Raw genomic sequence first — 19121 nt, 5'->3', positions numbered from 1 at the left:
AATCGCCATAATCTGGCTGTCGGAATAACGTGCTGCTTTCATGTAGAGCTCCTCAAAGACTGCGAGAAAATTCTACTTAAAAATGAGCTGGTTTTGTGGGAGGATTACCCTGGCTCTAAAAAGTTACTCCGCCCTTATTAAATAAGGGCGGGCAATTTTTAACCGCAATGCTCGCAAGTTGCTTTATCAACAAAAGTAATAGTTTTTAGTGCAGGGGCGGTAATTTGCAGGGCGAGTCCGCCGCAAGATGTTTCGCGGTATTTTGCGTCCATGTCTTTGCCCGTGGCGTACATCGCTGCAATCACTTTGTCTAAAGACACTTTGGGGCTGCTGCTGCGGTGCATGGCCATGCGGGCGGCGTTGATGGCTTTAACTGCGCCAATCGCGTTGCGCTCGATACATGGAATTTGCACTTGTCCGCCGACTGGATCGCAAGTGAGGCCCAGATTGTGTTCCATGGCGATTTCGGCCGCCATACAGACTTGGGCAGGGCTGCCTCCCATCAATTCAGCAAGGCCAGCAGCGGCCATAGAGCAGGCGACGCCGACTTCACCTTGGCAACCTACTTCAGCGCCAGAGATGGATGCGTTGAGCTTATACAAGCAGCCAATTGCGCCAGAGGCTAAGAAGAAACGCAGTGCGCTTTCTTCATCCAGTGGCTGAATAAAGTGATTGTAGTAGGACATCACGCCAGGAACGATGCCGCAAGCGCCATTGGTGGGAGCGGTAATCACGCGGCCACCTGCGGCGTTTTCTTCTGACATCGCCATCGCGTACATATTCACCCAGTCCATCACATTGAGTGGGTCATTGGCGACATCAAGCGAGCTAGTCAAGAGGTGATGTAGCGCAGGAGCGCGTCGGGGAATGCGCATTGGGCCTGGCAGATTGCCTTCGGTTTTCATGCCGCGCTCGATACTGCTTTGCATGACACTCCAAACGCGGACGAAGTGGGCTTTGATCTCGCTTAAGTCGTGAAATGCTTTTTCGTTTTCGAGAACAAGGGCAGAAATAGATAGGCCGCTGTCTTCGCACATATTGAGCAAATCATCCGCGCTTAAAAAGTGATGCGGCACGGGAATATCGTTGCAACTGCCTTGATTGAAGTGCTCTTCATCAACAATAAAGCCGCCACCAATTGAGTAGTAAGTCTTGCTCAGGCAACAAACATCGCCGACAAAGGCGCGGATCATCATGCCGTTTTCGTGTAGGGGTAGGTAGCTGTCTTGAAACACCAAGCTAAAGCCTACGCGTTGCTGAGTGCGGCCTAGGCTGATCGTGCCATTTTGCTCTACTTCGTGCACGATGCTAGCCATATTGTCTAAATCAATCGTGTCGGGCAAATTGCCTGCTAGGCCCAGCATGATGGCGTGATCGGTGCAATGGCCTTTTCCTGTAAGGGAGAGCGAGCCGTAGCAATCCACTGCGATTTTGGTGACCGCATTAAACTGCCCTGTTTCTTTAAGTGTGCCTAAAAACTGATGCCCAGCTTTCATGGGGCCAATGGTGTGCGAGCTTGACGGGCCAATGCCAATTTTGTAGATATCTAAAGTGCTAAACATGGCTACTTCCTTGTGAATACAGCCTGCTCTGCATGAGTGCAGGCTGTATATATTGGGCGGCCTGTCGGACATAAGCGTTCGTAGCGAGAGAACTTCCGGTTTGAGACAGATTTTGATCTGGCTGTTTAATGAGAAAAGCATCGAAATCTGGCCAAGTCCGGCGTTTTCGTAGTAGGACAGTCTTATGTCCGATAGGCGGCTAGGACATGAGGCTAAAGAAGATGGCAGAGATGGCAATCACACCAATCAGCACAACGAACACATTGCTGGCTGCGCCGGAATACTTACGCATGGCAGGCACTTTACGGATGGCGTACATCGGCATCAGGAACAGCAGTACCGCAATCACTGGGCCGCCTAGTGTTTCAATCATTCCCAAGATATTTGGGTTGATGGTGGCGACTAGCCAAGTGGTAATCAGCATAAAGATCGAGGTGTAACGTTCAAGCTTAGGTGTTGAAATGGTTTTACCTTTTTCACGCAATTGTTTGATTACCAAGCCATGCAGGCCTTCTTTTGCGCCAAGGTAGTGACCAAGGTAGGATTTAGTAATGGCGATAAAGGCAATAATCGGAGCAAGCCATGCAATCACCGGGTTATCAAAGTGGTTAGCAAGGTAGGACAATATTGAAATATTTTGCGCTTTAGCGGCAATCAAATCGGTAGGAGCCAAGCTAAATACACAGCTAAATACAAAGAACATCACCGACAACACCATCATGATATGGCTGTGTAACAAGATTTTAGAAGCCACTTGGTCTTCTTTGCCTGGATGCAGCTTTTTTTGGCTCACAGCAAAAGAAGAAATGATAGGTGAGTGGTTAAACGAGAACACCATCACCGGGATCGCTAGCCACAGCGTTTTGTAGAAAGAGCCGCTGCTCAGTGCATCGCCTAGGCTGCCTGCATGATCAAGCACGGAGCTATTCCAGTTTGGGATTAGATAAACCGCTAAAACCATCAGCGCAATCACAAAGGGGTAGACCAGTACGCTCATGGCTTTAACAATAAAATCACCACCTAATCGCACAATCGACATCAGCCCCAAAATCAAACACAGCGCAAAAATACCGCGTGTGACGAGATCAGTGCCTACGGCAATATGCATTTGATGGGTGAGGAAAGACAATACCGTGTTGGTAATCGCCACGCTGTAAACCAAGAGAATGGGGTAGATGGCAAAGAAATAAAGCAGAGTAATGAGTTTGCCTGCGCCCTTGCCAAAGTGCTCTTCTACTACCTCGGTGATATCGCCATCTTTAGTTGATCCAGAAAGCACAAATCGGCTCAGCCCTCGGTGTGCAAAAAAGGTCATTGGCAAGGCCAGTAGCGCCATCATAATCAATGGCCATAAGCCACCAATCCCCGCATTAATCGGCAAGAATAAAGTCCCCGCGCCAACCGCGGTGCCATAGAGGCCAAGCATCCAGACCGTATCTTGTTTGGTCCATGTTGCTGCGCTGTGTGGCAGCGCTAGATCATTGAGTGTGGTATCAGACATGATGTTTTCTCGATTAAAAAATAGTGATTTAGTTGTTGTTTTTTAAGTAGCGATAAAGCGTGGGCTCTGAAATAGCCAGTAATGAAGCCGTTTTGGCGATAAATCCTTTCACAAGGAAAACACCGTTTTGTTCTAGTTTTTGCACAATGTCTTTTTTATCGGCACTGCTTAAGTGCTTGGCGTCGATAGGGTAGCTGGCTAAGGCCTGCTGAATAATATCGTCGCCTAATTGCTCTACCGAATGGCTGAGTAACTCTTCGCTCGGGCTATTTTCTTCGTGCTGAAAAAACTGATGGAGCAATTCGCTGGCGTGTTGTAGTTGATGATCGTTGCGATTAATGCAAAGCATGGCAACTGAGGTGCCGGTTTCGTCTTTAAGTAGCATGCTGGAGCTGCGCAGACGATGGCCATCGAGCGTCTTGCCGGGATAATTGGTGCGAAAAGGTGCTTTGCTACTGTCTTGGCATTCGCGCAGCAGACGCAGGGCAAAGTCTGTAGCGGGGGCACCTGGCTCACGGCCGGAAATTGGGTTTTTAATGATGCGCAGGGAGTTTTCCAGCTGGGTCATATCGTGCACCGCAATCTCTGCATGTGTGCCTAGTACTTGAGAGAGAAAGCTTGAAAGCGTGTCGAGGTCTATCGAGATCTTCATGATAAAAAATTCTTGTCTTGATAAGTTGATGTGGATTTTACTCCCGATATCCTGTCCTTTATGTTGGATTTAGTACGTTTTTTGACCCGCATCAATAAATAATTTTTCATGTAAATAATTTATTATTAGCATGATGTTCTAATTTATATTTTGTTTGTTAAATTTTGTTCTGGTTGTTGAGTGTTTAGCGCATTTTTTGTGAATTGTTGCAATTTTGTTTATTTGTTGCAAAATTTACTTTTATGTTTGTTGGTATTAATGGCGTAAAAAAACCAACATGCCTTTGCTATTAAGGACAATGTTGGTTTTTTTATGCGCCAAGCCTTGTTTTATAAGGCTTGGGGAGTCGTAGGTCAGTGGTTTTTATTTATGCGAGAAATATTATATTCAGTAAAAAAGAAGGCCATCAAGGCCGTAGCTTGTACCAGAGCATGCCTAAAAGCTCATGCAGGGCGAAGCTGCTGTCGCTCATTGCCTGTGCTTTTGGCATAAATGACAAGATAGATAATGTCTCCTGATTTGCATAATCAGTTGCCGCTGGAATAACGTTAAATCCTTGCTTGGTAAATGCACTTTGCGCGCGTGGCATATGGACAGCCTGAGTCACAAGGATGATTTTTGCGTTTTTAGGCAAAAGCTGAGCACTTAAGCTGGCATTTTCTTGGGTATCCACTGATTCACTTTCTACCCAGCGTACGGGGGTATTGAATTCTTTTTGCAAAATATCGGCCATCAGTGTGGCCTCGCTGATGCCACCCAATGGTTTTCCACCGCTGACTAAGACAGGCAATTTACTTTTTTTTGCCAGCTGGGCGGTATAACGCAGGCGCATTAAGGTGGCATTGTTGATCGTCTCGCCTTCAATTTGGTCGTAAGCCGTAAAACGTTTTCCGCCGCCTAAGCTGACAATCGCGATGGCATCGTCTGGAATAAGCTTGAGTGCTGGTGGCTCAACCATCAGCAGGAGTGCATTGGCCACCAGCGGCATGGAGAGTGTTGTGAGCAATAGCAGACTGCTTGCAATAAGGCTGCGGGCCAGGCGAGGCTTGCGGGTAATGAGGAGCAGGCCAATGGCAATCAAGAGTAAAAAAAGGCCGGGCGGTAAGAGCCAGGCTGCAATGGCATTTTTAGCAAGTACGGCAGAATGCATGAGTTTCCAGAGGAGTAGAGATGAAGCAGGCAGGATTATATAAGGGAAGTTAGAAAGCGATCTTCCCTTGTTGCTCTGTGTGGCTTAAATAATATCCACTCTGTATGTCTCTACGATGCTTGAAGGCTAGCACTAGGTACGTTTTGAAGCCAAACCTTGCCAATTTAAGTACAAATACCATAGGAGCGGCTTTAGCCAAGAATGGTTTAAATGGAGAGGATTGATTTTGAGATGCTTGGCATAAAAAAACGAGCCGCAGTGTGCGGCTCGTTGTGTGCGGCTTAAAATGCGGGGCTTACTCGCCCAGATACGCTTGCTGAATCTTTGGGTTGGCCAAGAGGTTTGCTGCGGTGTCGGCCAGCGTAATCTTGCCTGATTCCATCACATAGCCGCGGTTGGCGGTTTGTAGTGCCAGTTTGGCGTTTTGCTCAACCAGCAGCATGGTGACGCCTTCGGCGGCGATCATTTTGATAATTTCAAAAATCTTTTGCACAATAATGGGTGCCAGGCCCATCGATGGCTCATCCAGTAGCAAGAGCTTAGGCCTGCCTAAAATAGCGCGGCCAATTGCAACCATCTGCTGCTCACCACCGGACAGCGTACCTGCCAGCTGTTTCATACGTTCTTTCAGGCGGGGAAAGAGGTAGTAAACACGCTCCAGATCATGCTCAATACCTGCTTTATCGTTGCGCGTATAAGCCCCCATTAAAAGGTTTTCTTCAACGGTCAGGCGGCTAAAAATACCTCGTCCTTCAGGCACCATAATCAGCCCCTGCTTAACGTAATCGTAAATTGGCTTTTTTGCCGTCGATTTGCCGTCAAATAAGATTTCGCCAGAGCTGGGGTTGCACATGCCGATCAGTGTTTTAAGCGTGGTGGTTTTACCCGCGCCATTGGCACCAATCAGCGCAACCAGCTCACCTTGGTTAATTTCTAAATCAATGCCTTTTACTGCGTGGATCCCGCCGTAGGCCACTTTCAGGTCTTTTACTTGTAGTAATGGGCCACTCATGCTCTTGCAACTCCTTGAAACGCCACTTGCAGCTTATTGATTTGGCTTGTATTGATTTGCAGTAATTGCTTGTTCATTCTGGAGCAACCCCTAGATAGGCCTCGATCACGCGTGGATCGTTTTTTACCATGTTGGGCACACCCTCAGCGATTTTCTTGCCGTAATCCAACACCGCGATGCGATCACACAGGTCCATCATCAGCTTTACATCGTGTTCAATCAGCAAAATGGTGACGCCATCGTTTCTGATCTTTTCCATCAGTTTTTTAAGATCGTCTGTTTCTTTTGGGTTCATCCCTGCCGCAGGCTCGTCCAGCGCCAGCAGCGTAGGGCGGGTTGCCAATGCACGGGCAATCTCTAGGCGGCGCTGATCCCCATAAGACAAATTACGCGCTAGCTCTTTGCCATGCTTGCTGATGCCCACATAAGCCAGTAATTCAGTGGCTTTGTTATGGATATCATTTTCTTCTTTGACTGCCTTAGGGCTGTGGAAAATTGCGCCCAAAATGCCAGAGCGAGTTCGCACATGCTGGCCAACCATTACGTTTTCTAGTGCGGTCATATTGGCAAATAAGCGAATATTCTGAAAGGTACGGGCAATGCCAGATTCAACGACTACGTTTGGCTTTTGGCGGAATAAATCCAGGCCATTAAAACTAAAGCTACCTTCGTCAGGCTGATAAAGGCCGGTTAGTACATTAAATAGCGTGGTTTTGCCTGCGCCATTGGGGCCGATCAGGCCGTAAATCTCACCCTTATTGATGGTTAGGCCTACACCGGATAGGGCGTGCAGACCGCCAAAGCGCTTGGTAATGCCGTCAATTTTTAGAAGTAATTCGCTCATGCTTTTGCCTCTTCATCTTTTTCATGAAACTCTGCTTTACGGCGCTGGGAGGGCCAGAGGCCTTCAGGGCGCAGCAGCATAATCACAATCATGGAAAGACCAAAAATCAGCATGCGTAAGTTTTCCGGATCGACCACTTTGCGGCCAACAAGGGCGTGTTGTAGCGGGTTGATTACATCGCGCAAAATCTCTGGTGTGATCGATACAATAATTGCACCTAAAATTACGCCAGGAATATGCCCCATGCCGCCCAATACCACCATACATAGCACCATGATGGATTCCATCAGCACAAATGATTCTGGTGAAACAAAACCCTGAAAGCTGGCAAATAGAGCGCCTGATACACCGCCAAAGCTCGCGCCCATCGCAAAAGCGAGCAACTTGATATTGCGGGTATTGATACCCATGGCGTTGGCAGCAATTTCATCTTCGCGAATCGCAACCCATGCACGGCCAATACGGGAGTTTTGCAAGCGTACTGAGACAAAGATAATCAAGAGGCAGAAGGCTAAAATCAAGTAGTAGTAAAGATGCACTTTTTCAAAAGACAGGCCTAAAAACTCAATCGGGCGACCAAAATCGTAACCTGCAATCTGCACGGTCTTGATATTGTTAATCCCTTGCGGGCCATTGGTGATATTGATCGGGCGATCAAGGTTGTTCATAAAGATGCGGATAATTTCACCGAATCCCAGCGTTACAATCGCCAGATAATCTCCGCGTAGTTTTAAGGTGGGGGATCCCAGCAAAACCCCGAAGATGCCCGCAACCAGCCCTGCCATAGCAATCATGACCGGGAAAGAGGGGTAAATGAGCCAAGCGGGTAATACGGCTGCCAGATGGGGTGAATTAAGAATGGCGTATAAATAAGCGCCCACCGCATAAAAGGCGATATAGCCTAAATCTAATAGCCCGGCATAGCCCACAACAATATTGAGTCCGAGTGCCAGCATGATATAGAGCAGGGCAAAATCGATGGTGCGAATCCACGATTTACCGCTTTCAAAGCTACCCGTTAATACAAAGGGCAGGATAAGCATGATCACCGCTAGCACGGCCATGCCGATCAGCCGGGCACGGGGATTTTCTAGTTTTAATAACATGATTTTTCCCTTGGGCTTAAGCGCGGTCTGCTACACGTTCGCCCAGTAATCCGGACGGACGGAACACCAGTACGATAATCAGCACGATAAAGGCGAAGATGTCTTTGTAGTTACTACCAAATGCACCGCCGGTTAAATCGCCCAGATAGCCAGAGCCTAGGCTTTCGATGAGGCCAAGCAATAGTCCGCCCAACACCGCGCCACCTAAATTGCCAATCCCGCCCAGTACTGCCGCTGTAAAGGCTTTCAGCCCAATTAAGAAGCCCATATAGGCGTGTGCCTGATCGTAATTTGCGGCAACCATGACGCCTGCTACAGCGCCCAGCGCTGAGCCAATCATAAACACCATAGAAATAATGGAATTGATATTGACGCCCATCAGGCCGGCGACTTCCGGGTTTTGAGCTGTGGCACGCATAGCACGGCCTAATTTGGTACGTTCAATCAGGAAGAACAAGCCTGCCATCAAAGCCAGCGCCAAGCCAATAATGGAGATCTGCAAGCTGGTAATGGTCGCGCCGCCAATTTCGTGGATTGTGGTAGGCATAATGGCTGGAAAAGGACGGTAGTTACGGCCCCAGATCAGCATGGCCACTTGTTGCAATACAATCGATACGCCAATCGCGGTAATCAAAGGCGCTAGTCTTGGTGCTTTACGCAGCGGGCGGTAAGCGATTTTTTCGATGGCGTAGCCTAAAAGAATCGATACCGGCACGGCCATCATAAACCCGACGAGCAATAACATCGGGCCGGGCAGCGAAACATTTTGCCCTAGCAAAAGATTGATACATGTAATGGTTACCATTGCGCCGATCATTACGATTTCGCCATGGGCAAAATTGATCAGCTGCATGATGCCGTACACCATGGTATAGCCAAGGGCAATCAGCGCATAAATGCTACCGACAACCAAGCCATTAAAAATTTGCTGGAGAAAAATATCCACGTTGTTTAGCCCAAGTGAGGAGTGCAGATGCGATTGAATAAGACCATTACAGTTTGGTCTGAGTGCGAAAATTAACCTTGAATAATACCTGCGGATACTTGTGAATTTCCCCAACTGGCAATCTTGAACCAGGCTGTTTTAAACAAAAAGATTGCCATTAATTAAGTAATGGATTCCATTTAGATACTAGCCTGAAATAATTCTAATATTCATTATTTTGAAATGTTTATTCTTTTTTAAACAAGCAGATAAGGTGTAGGGGGGGGATTGATTGTGAAACAATGATTTTAAATGTGAGTAGAAATATAGGGGCTTATACAGGGGCTTGCTGGGAGGGTTATTGTTTTTTGGATAAAGGGGAATGCGGGTAAATAGAATGCCTTAAGCGCTTGTCATGTAGCGCGGCATAAATAGGATAAGCGGCGTGTAAAAACCTTGCGTTGCCGTGTGTAGAGCGTACTGAGCTTGAAAGGCATTGCTAAAAGCATAAAAAAAGCCACCGAGTTATTTTCGGTGGCTTTTTTTTATTCAAACGAGATTAAAACTGCTTGGTTTGAACTTGTACAAGTGGTTCGGCGGATGTATCCACCGGCGCTGCGGCCGTCTCGCGTCGAACGCGTATCGGCGCATCATTGGCTGCTTGTGATGCAACTGCTGCATTGCTGGCGGCTTGTGTTTCCACTTGCTGCAACATAGGTGCTTCGCTGCTGGCTATGGTGTTGCTTGCTTGCGTATCACGGCGGCGACGGCGTACCGGAGCGGCTGCCACAGGATCGCTTTCTGCTGCTAAAGCACGCGTTGCAACCATAACCAATCCTGCCGCTTCCGGCGTACCAATAACAAGTGCGGGTGCCGCAGGGATCGCTACCGGAGCGGGAGCGAGTACAGGGGCGGGCACGGGAGCTACCGGTGCAGCGATAACCACAGGCGCCGGAACTGGCGCTGGCGCAGCTACTGGAGCAGGTGCAGGCTCGGCAACAGGAGCGGGTACGGATGCTGCTACAGGAATCATAACTTCTGGAGCCACTACCGGAGCAGGCGCTGCCACAACTGGTACAGCAGGCACATGTACTGGAGCAGGCACTTCTGCGACGGGTGCAACAGGTACATGTACTGGTGCAGGTGCAGCCACAACCACAACCGGTGCAGTAGTAACGGGCGCTGCTGCACTTGCTGCTACAGGCGCAGTATGTGTTGGGGCTGTGGCTACAAAACCAGGTGCGGGTGCATCAATTGCAGTGAATGCCGCTTCTGTACCCGATGCTGATTCAACACGCTCACCACGGCGCTCACCACGACGGCTGCGACGACGACGGCTACGTTGTTGCTCGCTGGCGTCATCCGTGTTGTTTTCTACAGCGGGCGTAGTCAGCAAGGCTTCGGTCTGGGCAACAGCAGCTTCTTTGCGTGGCTGACGTTCCTGGCGCGGAGGACGCTCGTTGCGAGGGCGCTGTTCTACCGCCGGGGTTTCGTTGCGTTCGGTGCGATCATTGCTTGGAGTGCGTTCACGTGGTTCGCGGTTTTCACGCGCTTCACGGGTTTCGCGGCTCTTTTGCAAGTCTTCTTCGATACGTGGCTTGCCACTGCTGCGGCGCGGCTGGGCAGGCGCTTCTTCGTTACGGGCCGGGCGCTCTGCACGAGGAGCTTGGCCTTCACGTGGTTCACGAGGAGGGCGCTGGCCACGATCATTGCGATTGCGTGAGTTATTTTGCGGGCGGGCAGCAGCAACCGGTTTAGGTGCTTCTACTGGCGCAGCAGCAGGCTCGCCTTGGAACCAAGTAACGAGTTTTTTCCAGAGAGATGGAACAACGACATCATCGCTTGGCGCGGCAATACGGTCACGAGCGGAAATCGGCGCTGGCTGATCTGGCGTAATGCCTTTGACCATGGCTTCTTGGCGCTTGGTTTGCTCTTCTTTTACTTTACCTGGCTGATAGCCTGTTTCGCTTGGCAAATCGACCATTTTATAAGAGGGCACTACATCTTCAATATTGCCGATATCTTCGTGGCGCAGACGTGACAGATTGTAGTTTGGCGTTTCCAAATGGGTATTTGGAATCAAAATCACGCTTACTTTCAGGCGTGCTTCAAGTGCAAAAATCTCGGCGCGTTTTTCATTGAGCAAGAAGGTTGCAACATCAACCGGCACTTGTGCATGGATTGCGCCGGTGTTTTCTTTCATTGATTCTTCTTGAATAATACGCAGGATATTGAGCGCAGAAGATTCAATGCCGCGTGTAAAGCCAGTACCGTGGCAGCGCGGGCAGGCGATATGGCTAGTTTCTTCTAAGGAAGGCTGTAAGCGTTGACGGGATAATTCCATCAGGCCAAAGCGGCTGATTTTGCCAGTCTGAACGCGAGCACGGTCGTGGTGCAGGGCGTCCCGCAGGCGGTTTTCGACTTCACGCTGATTCTTTGGGTTTTCCATGTCGATAAAATCGATCACGATCAAACCACCCACGTCACGCAGGCGCATCTGACGGGCGATTTCGTCAGCGGCTTCCATATTGGTACGCAGCGCGGTTTCTTCGATATCTGCACCCTTGGTAGAGCGGGCCGAGTTCACGTCGATGGAGTACAGCGCTTCGGTCTTGTCGATCACAATTGCGCCGCCGGAAGGCAAATTCACTTCGCGGGCAAAAGCGGTTTCAATTTGATGCTCAATCTGGAAGCGCGAAAATAGCGGCACATCATCTTGATAAAATTTTACGCGGTTTACATTAGCCGGCATCACATGGCTCATAAACTGGCGTGCTTGCTCATAAATATCGAGCTTATCAATCAGAAGTTCGCCGATTTCTGGCTGGAAGTAATCACGGATTGCGCGGATCACTAGGCTTGATTCTTGATAAATCAGGAATGCGCCAGTTTGAGTAGAGGCAGCACCTTCAACCGCACGCCAAAGTTGCAATAGGTAGTTTAAATCCCACTGCAATTCTTCAGCATTACGGCCAATAGCCGCCGTGCGTGCGATCAGGCTCATGCCGTTTGGTGTTTCGAGTTGGTCGAGTACAGCGCGAAGCTCATTACGCTCTTCGCCCTCGATACGGCGAGAAACGCCGCCGCCACGTGGGTTATTAGGCATCAGCACCAAATAACGACCTGCCAAACTGATGTAGGTCGTGAGGGCTGCGCCTTTATTGCCGCGTTCGTCTTTTTCGACTTGAACGATCAGCTCCTGACCTTCTTTGAGCGAATCGCCGATGCGAGGGCGGCCATGACCGTCACCGCTGTCATTGAGATAGGCACGAGCTACTTCCTTAAACGGCAGGAAGCCGTGGCGATCGCAGCCATAATCAATGAAGCAGGCTTCAAGGCTAGGTTCTACGCGGGTAATCACACCCTTGTAGATATTGGATTTCCGTTGTTCTTTGCCAACGGTTTCGATGTCGAGGTCGACCAGCTTCTGACCATCAACAATCGCAACGCGCAGCTCTTCGGCTTGTGTTGCGTTAAATAGCATACGTTTCATAAAAAATGCTCCGGCTCGCACTCACGCGGCAGGAATTAGGTTCTGGCAAGCCCAGCGCATCCGGCAAGATTGAGATAAAGGCTTAATCATGTGTGCCCGTATCCTTAATCAGGAAGTATTGGTGGCGCGGGGGAGAGGCTACTCCATGCAATTATTTACAGTGGCCTACAAAACGGCGGTGAAGTTCATACCTAGCCTCGGAAATCGGCCTAAAATCCTTGTTAGATAAAGATTAACAAGGATTTGAGTCAGCTTTTCTTGCTGGTTTTTATTCTTCTCTCACCTTTTTTTTAGAAGGCCATTACAAGGTGCTTAGCTGCCGAACGTACCATACCGGCGTTTTTACTTGTCTTTTTGTAAAAGTAGGCCAGTACGCTAATAAGAATCCGATGAGTGCTTTATATATACAAATCAATTACCATCGCTGCTTTTTGCGGTGAGCGAGATAACCGCTTCCCGGAACTTGTTGCATAAGCCTGACGGCAGATAGGCGAGCCCCGCGCTTGCGCTCCCTGTTTTACTAAGACTGGCTTTTTGTGCCAGTTGGGAGGCGTAGAGTGTTTTTACTCTACGGCGGGAAGGTAATCGCCGACTGTATCGCCCTGCAGTATTGCTTTAAGAGCGGGATCTAAAAGTGGCCTTAGCCACCTTGCGCAGTGCTTGTTTGAAGCGGGTAATTAAAAGTCCCTTGTCAAAACAAGCCCTTGCGGTAATCGTTGCCGTTGCGTTTTTATCGCTTCGGCCAACCTGCTACAACCTTCTGGGTTGTGGCGTGCGGAGAGTATAAGTCAAGATGAAGGGCAGTAGCAAAGCATCCGTCACGTTCCTGACTGTGGACGAAGAAGATGCCGGCCAAAGGCTGGATAATTTTTTGTTAAAACACCTCAAGGGCGTACCCAAAAGTCATGTTTATCGCATTGTGCGTAGTGGTGAAGTACGCGTAAATAAAGGCCGTAGTGATGTGACTTATCGCATCGTTGCCGGCGATATTTTGCGCTTGCCTCCGGTGCGCGTGGCAGAAAAGCCAGACGCAGCGCCTGCGGTGGCGGCCTCACACCGGATTGATATTCCAATTATCTTTGAAGATGATGCAATTCTTATTCTGAATAAGCCTGCAGGTTTGGCTGTGCATGGCGGCTCTGGTGTGAGCTTTGGCTTGATTGAGTTGATTCGTGCCCAGCGCCCGCAAGCCAAATTTTTGGAATTAGTACATCGGCTGGATAGAGAAACCTCAGGTATTTTAATGGTGGCCAAAAAGCGCTCTGCGCTGACGGTGCTGCAAGATGCCTTGCGTGATAATCACCGCATCGATAAGCGATACTTGGCTTTGGTGAAAGGTGTGTGGGAGAATCCGCGCAGTCATGTTAAGTTTTCTTTGCTGAAATACAACACAGCTGAAGGCGAGCGCCGTGTGCGTGTTTCACCTGAAGGAAAAATTTCACATACCGTGGTGAATCGTCGTAAGGTATGGAAAGATTGCTCTTTGCTTGAGTGTGAGCTTAAAACCGGCCGAACGCATCAAATTCGGGTGCATCTGGCGGCCAGCGAGCACCCTATTTTGGGCGATGAAAAGTATGGTGACTTTGCCTTAAATAAAATCTTGCCAAGACAGGGGCTGCGGCGCATGTTTTTACATGCTTGGCGATTAATCGTTGATCACCCGATCACAGGTAAGCCTTTGGAGCTGGAAGCGCCTTTGCCGCCTGAATTACAATCTTATATTGACCTACTTGAGAAAACGCATGCCTAAGCAGTTTGATTTGCTGGTGTTTGATTGGGATGGCACCTTGATGGATTCCACCGGCACCATTGCCCGTGCCATTCAATCGGCGTTTGCCGATGTGGGCCTTGCGGTGCCGACAGATATAGAGGCTCGCTATGTGATTGGCTATGGCATGCAAGAGGCAATGCAATATCTTGCCCCGGATGCAAAGCCTGAACAAATCACTGAAGTGGTGAATATCTATCGTCGTCATTATCTGGCCCAGGATCAGGAAGTGACTTTGTACGACGGAGTGATGGAATCTTTGCCGCTTTTTATTGAGGCAGGATTTCAGCTGGCGGTGGCAACGGGTAAGTCCAGAGCGGGGTTAGACCGCGTCTTGGCATCCACCGGTTTGGGGGGCTTTTTTAAAGTGACCCGAACAGCAGATGAAGCGTTTTCTAAGCCTCATCCGGCGATGCTGCATTACATTTTAGATAAGTGTCATATAGATGCGAGCCGTGCCTTGATGATTGGCGATACCACGCATGATTTACAGCTGGCACAGAATGCGGGAACGCAAAGTGTGGCGCTGACTTATGGTGCGCATAAATTGCCTGAGTTGCTGACGTGTAAGCCGCTGGCGCATTTTGATGATTTCCATGCTTTAAAAGATTGGATTTTGCTCAATGCCTGAGCGGGTATTGTGTCAAAGCCAAGATTTGCTTGAACGGGGCTTGGCGCAGCGTTTTACCTTGCAATGGGGAGGGCGTGAGCGCAGTGCCTTTGTGTTTCGATATGATGGCGGTGTTTACGCTTATATTAACGAGTGTGCGCATATTCCGATTGAGCTGGATTTTAACCCGGGGGATTTTTTCGATTATTCTCACTCCTGGCTGGTTTGTTCTACACATGGCGCATATTACGCGCCAAATACAGGTCTTTGCTTGGGCGGGCCTTGCTCCGGCCGCAAGCTTATTTCTTTGCCGGTTCGTGAATACGCGAATCAAGTTTATTTGATCGAGGAACAGCATGAATGAATCTTGGGAACGCGAACAATTACAAAGTTTGCTGCATGCCGGTATTAAAGAGCGCCGTAGCGCACGCCGCTGGAATATCTTTTTTAGATTGCTGGCCTTTAGCATTGTGATCATGATTTTGGCTGTGAGCATGGGCTGGATTGGCGGTAAGGCGGGGGATGAGCTGACTGGCCCGCATACGGCCGTGGTTCGTCTGGAGGGTGCGATTTCTGCGGGAGGTGAGGCGGATGCTTCCACCTTGATCGAAGGCTTAACCGCGGCATTTGAAGATAAAAACACCAAGGCCGTAATCTTGCAGGCCAATAGCCCCGGTGGCAGCCCTGTGCAGGCAGGGATGATGGCCGATGAAATTGCACGCTTGAAAAAGCTGCATCCGAAGATCCCTTTTTATGTGGTGATCGAAGAAATCTGCGCTTCAGGTTGCTACTACGCAGCAGCAGGAGCAGACAAGATTTATGCAGATAAAGCCTCAATGGTGGGCTCGATCGGCGTATTGATGGATGGCTTTGGTTTTAGTGGTGTGATGGAAAAACTAGGTGTTGAGCGCCGTCTGTTAACTGCCGGTGCGAATAAAGGATTTTTAGATCCTTATTCACCGATGAGCCAGGTCCAGCGTGATAAAGCGCAAGTGATGCTCGATGAAATTCATCAGCAGTTTATTGGCGTGGTTAAAGCAGGGCGTGGTAATAAGCTGGCTGATAATCCTGATCTCTTTTCCGGCCTTGTATGGAGTGGTGCTGCCAGCATCAAGATGGGCTTGGTCGATGCTTTAGGCTCAGTAGATAGCGTGGCGCGTGATGTAGTTAAAGCCAAAGAGATCGTTGATTTTACGCCGCGGCCTAGCTATGCAGATCGTTTGGCGCGTCAGATTGGTGTATCAGCTGCGAATAAGCTGGTCTCTGAGTTTAATGTGCAGTTGAAGTAATGTGTAGGGTGGGCACATTTTTGTGCCCACGCGTTCTAGACTATTTGCTTGTACGCGTGGGCATAGAAACGTACCCACCTTCACCTTGAAAAGGAATTCAGCATGGCACGTAAACGCAGGCCCGAGGAGCATGAAAACCACGAGCGCTGGCTAGTGTCGTATGCTGATTTTATTACCCTGTTGTTTGCTTTTTTTGTGGTGATGTACGCTATTTCTTCGGTGAATGAAGGCAAGTACAAAGTTTTGTCTAATTCAATGATTGATGCTTTTAAGCAAACGCCAACCAGCAAGGAAGTGATCAAACAGAATCAGTCTGTGGCGGGTGTGCCAGATAAGCTGGTGGTGCTGAATGTGGTTTCGACGCCTACACCTAGCCCGAAGCTTGCCGAGCAAACGCAAAAAATGCAGGGCATGGCAGGGGATTTGAAAAAATCGCTCGGCGCGCTGATTGATCAGGGCAAGGTACGGGTAACTCAATCCAAGCGCGGCATTGCCGTTGAAATCAGCGATTCTGTGCTATTTGATACAGCAAAAGCAGATTTACATACCGAATCGGCCACTGCCTTGATTGCGGTGGCTGAGATGGTTAAAAATACTGATAACTTAATCCAAATTGAAGGCAATACCGACAACCAAGCGATGCGTTCTGGGCAGTTTCCTTCTAATTGGGAACTATCGGCCGCCCGTGCCGCTAGCGTGGTGCGATTGTTTGTGGATGTGGGGGTGGCGCCACAGCGTTTGGTGGCGATTGGTTATGGCGAGTTCCGGCCACAAGTCAGTAATGACACACCAGAAGGGCGGGCCAGCAATCGCCGCGTTACGCTGAATATCTTGGCCGATAATAAAGACGAAGTCGCCGTGCTGCCCCTAGGAAACGAGGCCAAACCAGCGCCCGCTTCCCCTGCTCCTAAATAAACTAGGGTTCACCCACTTAAAAGCAAAAAGATCTGTAGACACAGAGAACATAGAGTTAAAAAGCAGCACACTGAGAAAACCTTAAGGGATTAAGGCATTTAGCTTTTCTCTGTGTGCTCTGTGTTCTCACTTATCTCTGTGTCTACAGGTTTAGGGTTGGGGCCTTCTATTTAAATCGAAAAATCCTCGTTCTCTCCACTTAAAGCCTGCATGGCTAAGTGGGCGCTTAGAAAGATCTTCCCATCCAGCGTGCTCAGCATCTCACTGCGTAATAAGTGATCCATGACCGGCCCTTTGACGTCGCTCAGGTGAATTTTAATTTGGTTTGCGCGTAAATTTTCTTGCAGCAGGCCAATCGCCTGCATGGCGCTGTAGTCGATGCTATTTACGGCCGACAGAATCAAGACGAGGTGCTGGGTTTTAGGGGCTTTTTCTAAAATGTGCATCAGCTCGGCTTGTATTTTGGCGCTGTTGCCAAAGTAAAGACTCTCATCAATTCGCACGGCCACAATATGATCGTTTGTTTGCGTGTTAAAGCGATTGATATTGCGGTAATGCTCTGTGCCGGCAATTCGGCCAACTACCGCAATATGCGGCTGGCTGCTGCGATATAGAAAGAGCAAAAGAGATAATCCAACCCCTGCCAGAATACCCTGCATCACACCCAAGGCTAAAACAGCAAGTACGGTACAGGCAAAGGCCGCGCCATCACGCCAGTCGTAGCGCCAGCTGCGAATTAAAAAATCAAAATCAATGAGGCGAATGGCGACCAGAATAATGGTTGCCGCAAGCAGTGATTGCGGGATAAGCGCTAAGTAATCACTGAGCCAAGATGCGGCAAGGGCAATCCATAGGGCTGTCATTACGCCTGCTAATGGCGTGTTGGCACCCGATGCGGCATTGACGGCAGTGCGGGAAAATCCGCCGTTTACCGGAAACCCCCCGCTGGCCGCTGCGGCAATATTGGCGGCGCCCAGGCCGATTAATTCTTGATTGCTATCGACGCTACGTTTGGCTTTTAAGGCCAAACTTTGGGCGATGGTAATGCTTTGCAAAAAGCCGGCTAGGCCGATGGTGATGGCGGGGAGCCAAAGCTGGTTAAACGTGCTTTGATTGAGCACTGGCCAAAATAAGCGGGGCATACTGCTGCTAAAAGAGCCTGTGAGCGGTGTGTTGATTTTTAAAAAATACGCGGCAGCGCTTATGATCAGCATCAGTAAGAGCGGACTTAATTTGGCGAGGACTGCGCCGTAGCTTATTTTGCTGAGTAATTGAGTCAGAGGTCGGCCGGCCAGCCAAAGTAATACTAGGCAAACTAATCCAAAAACTTGGATTTGGGGCAGGGCATGGCTAAGTTGCCAGAGTAATTGCCCCAGATGCTCGCCCTCAAGTCGTATGCCGAGTAGGGGGCCGATTTGCCCGACAATAATCAAAATGGCGGCACCGCTAGTAAAGCCATTGATGACGGGGTGGGATAAAAGTTGCGTGATAAAACCAAGCCGCAGCAAGCCCAGTAGTGCTAAAAAAAGCCCGGAAAGTAAAGCAAGGCTGGCTGCCAGCACGCTGTATTCTGGCGAGCCAATGGCCGCTAAGGGGGCGAGTGCGCTGGCGGTCATGGCTGCGCTAATTGCCATCGGGCCAACAGACTGCACCATGCTGCTGGCAAAAAAGGCATAGACCACTAGCGGCAAAATACTGGCGTAAATACCTGCTTGCGGTGGCAATCCTGCCAATAGGGCGTAGGCCAGACTTTGGGGGATAAGTAAAACGGCCACAATTAAACTGGCTCCCAAATCCCCGATAAAGGTTTTCCTTTGATAAAGCGGTAGCCAATGCAAAATAGGCAGCAGCTTGCTTAGCGACTTGAGTTTACTCATGGCTTCTTAGGCAGTAGGGTAAAAATAAACATGCCCACAAGCATGGCAATGACAAAAATAAACGCTTTGGCTTCGCCCATCGCTAGCGCAACAATGCCCGGCCCCGGGCAAATGCCCGCTAAGCCCCAGCCAATGCCAAACAAAATGCTGCCGCCAATCAGGGTGCGGTCGATGATTTTACTATCGGGCAGGGACATTTTTTCATGGGTCAGTAAGGTCTGCTTGCGGCTTTTTGACCAGATAAAAAAGGGTGTGGCTGTAGCAATGGCGCCGGCCATAACAAGGGCAAGGCTGGGGTCCCACTGGCCTGCCAGATCAAGAAATCCAATCACCTTGGCGGGGTTCACCATGCCGGAAATAATCAGCCCTAAGCTAAATAATAGCCCTGAGAGTAAAGCAATTAATTTAAGCATCTTG

16 protein-coding genes are annotated in these 19121 nt (G+C 49.3%); 5 read left to right on the top strand and 11 right to left on the bottom strand.

Going from position 1 to position 19121, the window contains the following annotated elements:
- Window positions 1-158: 158 nt before the first annotated feature.
- The 9 genes from ACFQNF_RS07160 to ACFQNF_RS07120 all read right to left on the bottom strand — a co-directional run bounded on the left by ACFQNF_RS07160 (window position 159) and on the right by ACFQNF_RS07120 (window position 12245).
- Window positions 159-1562 carry an L-serine ammonia-lyase gene (locus ACFQNF_RS07160; protein ID WP_380187266.1) on the bottom strand — a complete coding sequence of 468 codons (1404 nt, stop codon included), beginning with the start codon at window positions 1560-1562 and terminating at the stop codon, window positions 159-161.
- Between the two features lie 199 nt (window positions 1563-1761).
- Window positions 1762-3063, bottom strand: coding sequence for a serine/threonine transporter (locus ACFQNF_RS07155; RefSeq protein ID WP_380187265.1), 1302 nt, complete (start codon window positions 3061-3063; stop codon window positions 1762-1764).
- A gap of 28 nt (window positions 3064-3091) precedes the next feature.
- Window positions 3092-3715: a helix-turn-helix transcriptional regulator gene (locus ACFQNF_RS07150; protein ID WP_046353261.1), complete on the bottom strand. Its 624-nt coding sequence runs from the start codon at window positions 3713-3715 to the stop codon at window positions 3092-3094.
- Between the two features lie 406 nt (window positions 3716-4121).
- Entirely contained in the window at window positions 4122-4865 is a 744-nt protein-coding gene (locus tag ACFQNF_RS07145; protein ID WP_380187264.1) for a YdcF family protein, read from the bottom strand.
- A gap of 295 nt (window positions 4866-5160) precedes the next feature.
- Window positions 5161-5877: an ABC transporter ATP-binding protein gene (locus ACFQNF_RS07140; RefSeq protein ID WP_380187262.1), complete on the bottom strand. Its 717-nt coding sequence runs from the start codon at window positions 5875-5877 to the stop codon at window positions 5161-5163.
- Between the two features lie 73 nt (window positions 5878-5950).
- A complete protein-coding gene (locus ACFQNF_RS07135) occupies window positions 5951-6721 on the bottom strand; it encodes an ABC transporter ATP-binding protein (RefSeq protein WP_380187261.1) in 771 nt (256 codons plus the stop codon).
- Window positions 6718-7827: an ABC transporter permease subunit gene (locus ACFQNF_RS07130; protein WP_380187260.1), complete on the bottom strand. Its 1110-nt coding sequence runs from the start codon at window positions 7825-7827 to the stop codon at window positions 6718-6720. Before ACFQNF_RS07130 ends, ACFQNF_RS07135 begins: the two co-directional genes overlap by 4 nt.
- 16 nt (window positions 7828-7843) lie before the next feature.
- Complete coding sequence (locus ACFQNF_RS07125) at window positions 7844-8773, bottom strand: branched-chain amino acid ABC transporter permease (RefSeq protein WP_046353256.1); 930 nt, start codon at window positions 8771-8773, stop codon at window positions 7844-7846.
- Window positions 8774-9311: 538 nt separating this feature from the next.
- Entirely contained in the window at window positions 9312-12245 is a 2934-nt protein-coding gene (locus ACFQNF_RS07120) for an Rne/Rng family ribonuclease (RefSeq protein ID WP_380187259.1), read from the bottom strand.
- Window positions 12246-13038: 793 nt separating this feature from the next.
- Between ACFQNF_RS07120 and ACFQNF_RS07115 the strand changes: the two genes are divergently transcribed.
- The 5 genes from ACFQNF_RS07115 (at window position 13039) to motD (ending at window position 16827) form a co-directional block, all read left to right on the top strand.
- Window positions 13039-13995, top strand: a complete 957-nt coding sequence (locus ACFQNF_RS07115) for an RluA family pseudouridine synthase (RefSeq protein WP_046353254.1) — start codon at window positions 13039-13041, stop codon at window positions 13993-13995.
- Complete coding sequence (locus ACFQNF_RS07110; protein WP_380187257.1) at window positions 13988-14644, top strand: HAD-IA family hydrolase; 657 nt, start codon at window positions 13988-13990, stop codon at window positions 14642-14644. Before ACFQNF_RS07115 ends, ACFQNF_RS07110 begins: the two co-directional genes overlap by 8 nt.
- The gene (locus ACFQNF_RS07105; RefSeq protein ID WP_380187255.1) at window positions 14637-14987 is read left to right on the top strand and encodes a Rieske (2Fe-2S) protein; all 351 of its coding nucleotides are present in this window, start codon (window positions 14637-14639) and stop codon (window positions 14985-14987) included. Before ACFQNF_RS07110 ends, ACFQNF_RS07105 begins: the two co-directional genes overlap by 8 nt.
- Window positions 14980-15912, top strand: a complete 933-nt coding sequence (locus ACFQNF_RS07100) for a S49 family peptidase (protein ID WP_380187254.1) — start codon at window positions 14980-14982, stop codon at window positions 15910-15912. The genes ACFQNF_RS07105 and ACFQNF_RS07100 overlap by 8 nt, the downstream gene beginning before the upstream one ends.
- 102 nt (window positions 15913-16014) lie before the next feature.
- Window positions 16015-16827, top strand: coding sequence for a flagellar motor protein MotD (gene motD, locus ACFQNF_RS07095; protein ID WP_380187252.1), 813 nt, complete (start codon window positions 16015-16017; stop codon window positions 16825-16827).
- A 170-nt stretch (window positions 16828-16997) separates the two neighbouring features.
- Here motD and ACFQNF_RS07090 read toward each other — a convergent pair whose 3' ends face one another.
- Together ACFQNF_RS07090 and ACFQNF_RS07085 are read right to left on the bottom strand one after the other, a co-directional pair.
- Window positions 16998-18704, bottom strand: a complete 1707-nt coding sequence (locus ACFQNF_RS07090) for a SulP family inorganic anion transporter (protein WP_380187250.1) — start codon at window positions 18702-18704, stop codon at window positions 16998-17000.
- Window positions 18701-19117: a DUF6691 family protein gene (locus tag ACFQNF_RS07085; protein ID WP_380187248.1), complete on the bottom strand. Its 417-nt coding sequence runs from the start codon at window positions 19115-19117 to the stop codon at window positions 18701-18703. The genes ACFQNF_RS07090 and ACFQNF_RS07085 overlap by 4 nt, the downstream gene beginning before the upstream one ends.
- Window positions 19118-19121: the final 4 nt, after the last annotated feature.

It is taken from the genome of Iodobacter arcticus (assembly GCF_042664895.1).
Classification (GTDB): Bacteria; Pseudomonadota; Gammaproteobacteria; order Burkholderiales; family Chitinibacteraceae; genus Iodobacter; species Iodobacter arcticus.
This window is presented reverse-complemented; position numbering and strand designations above follow the sequence as displayed.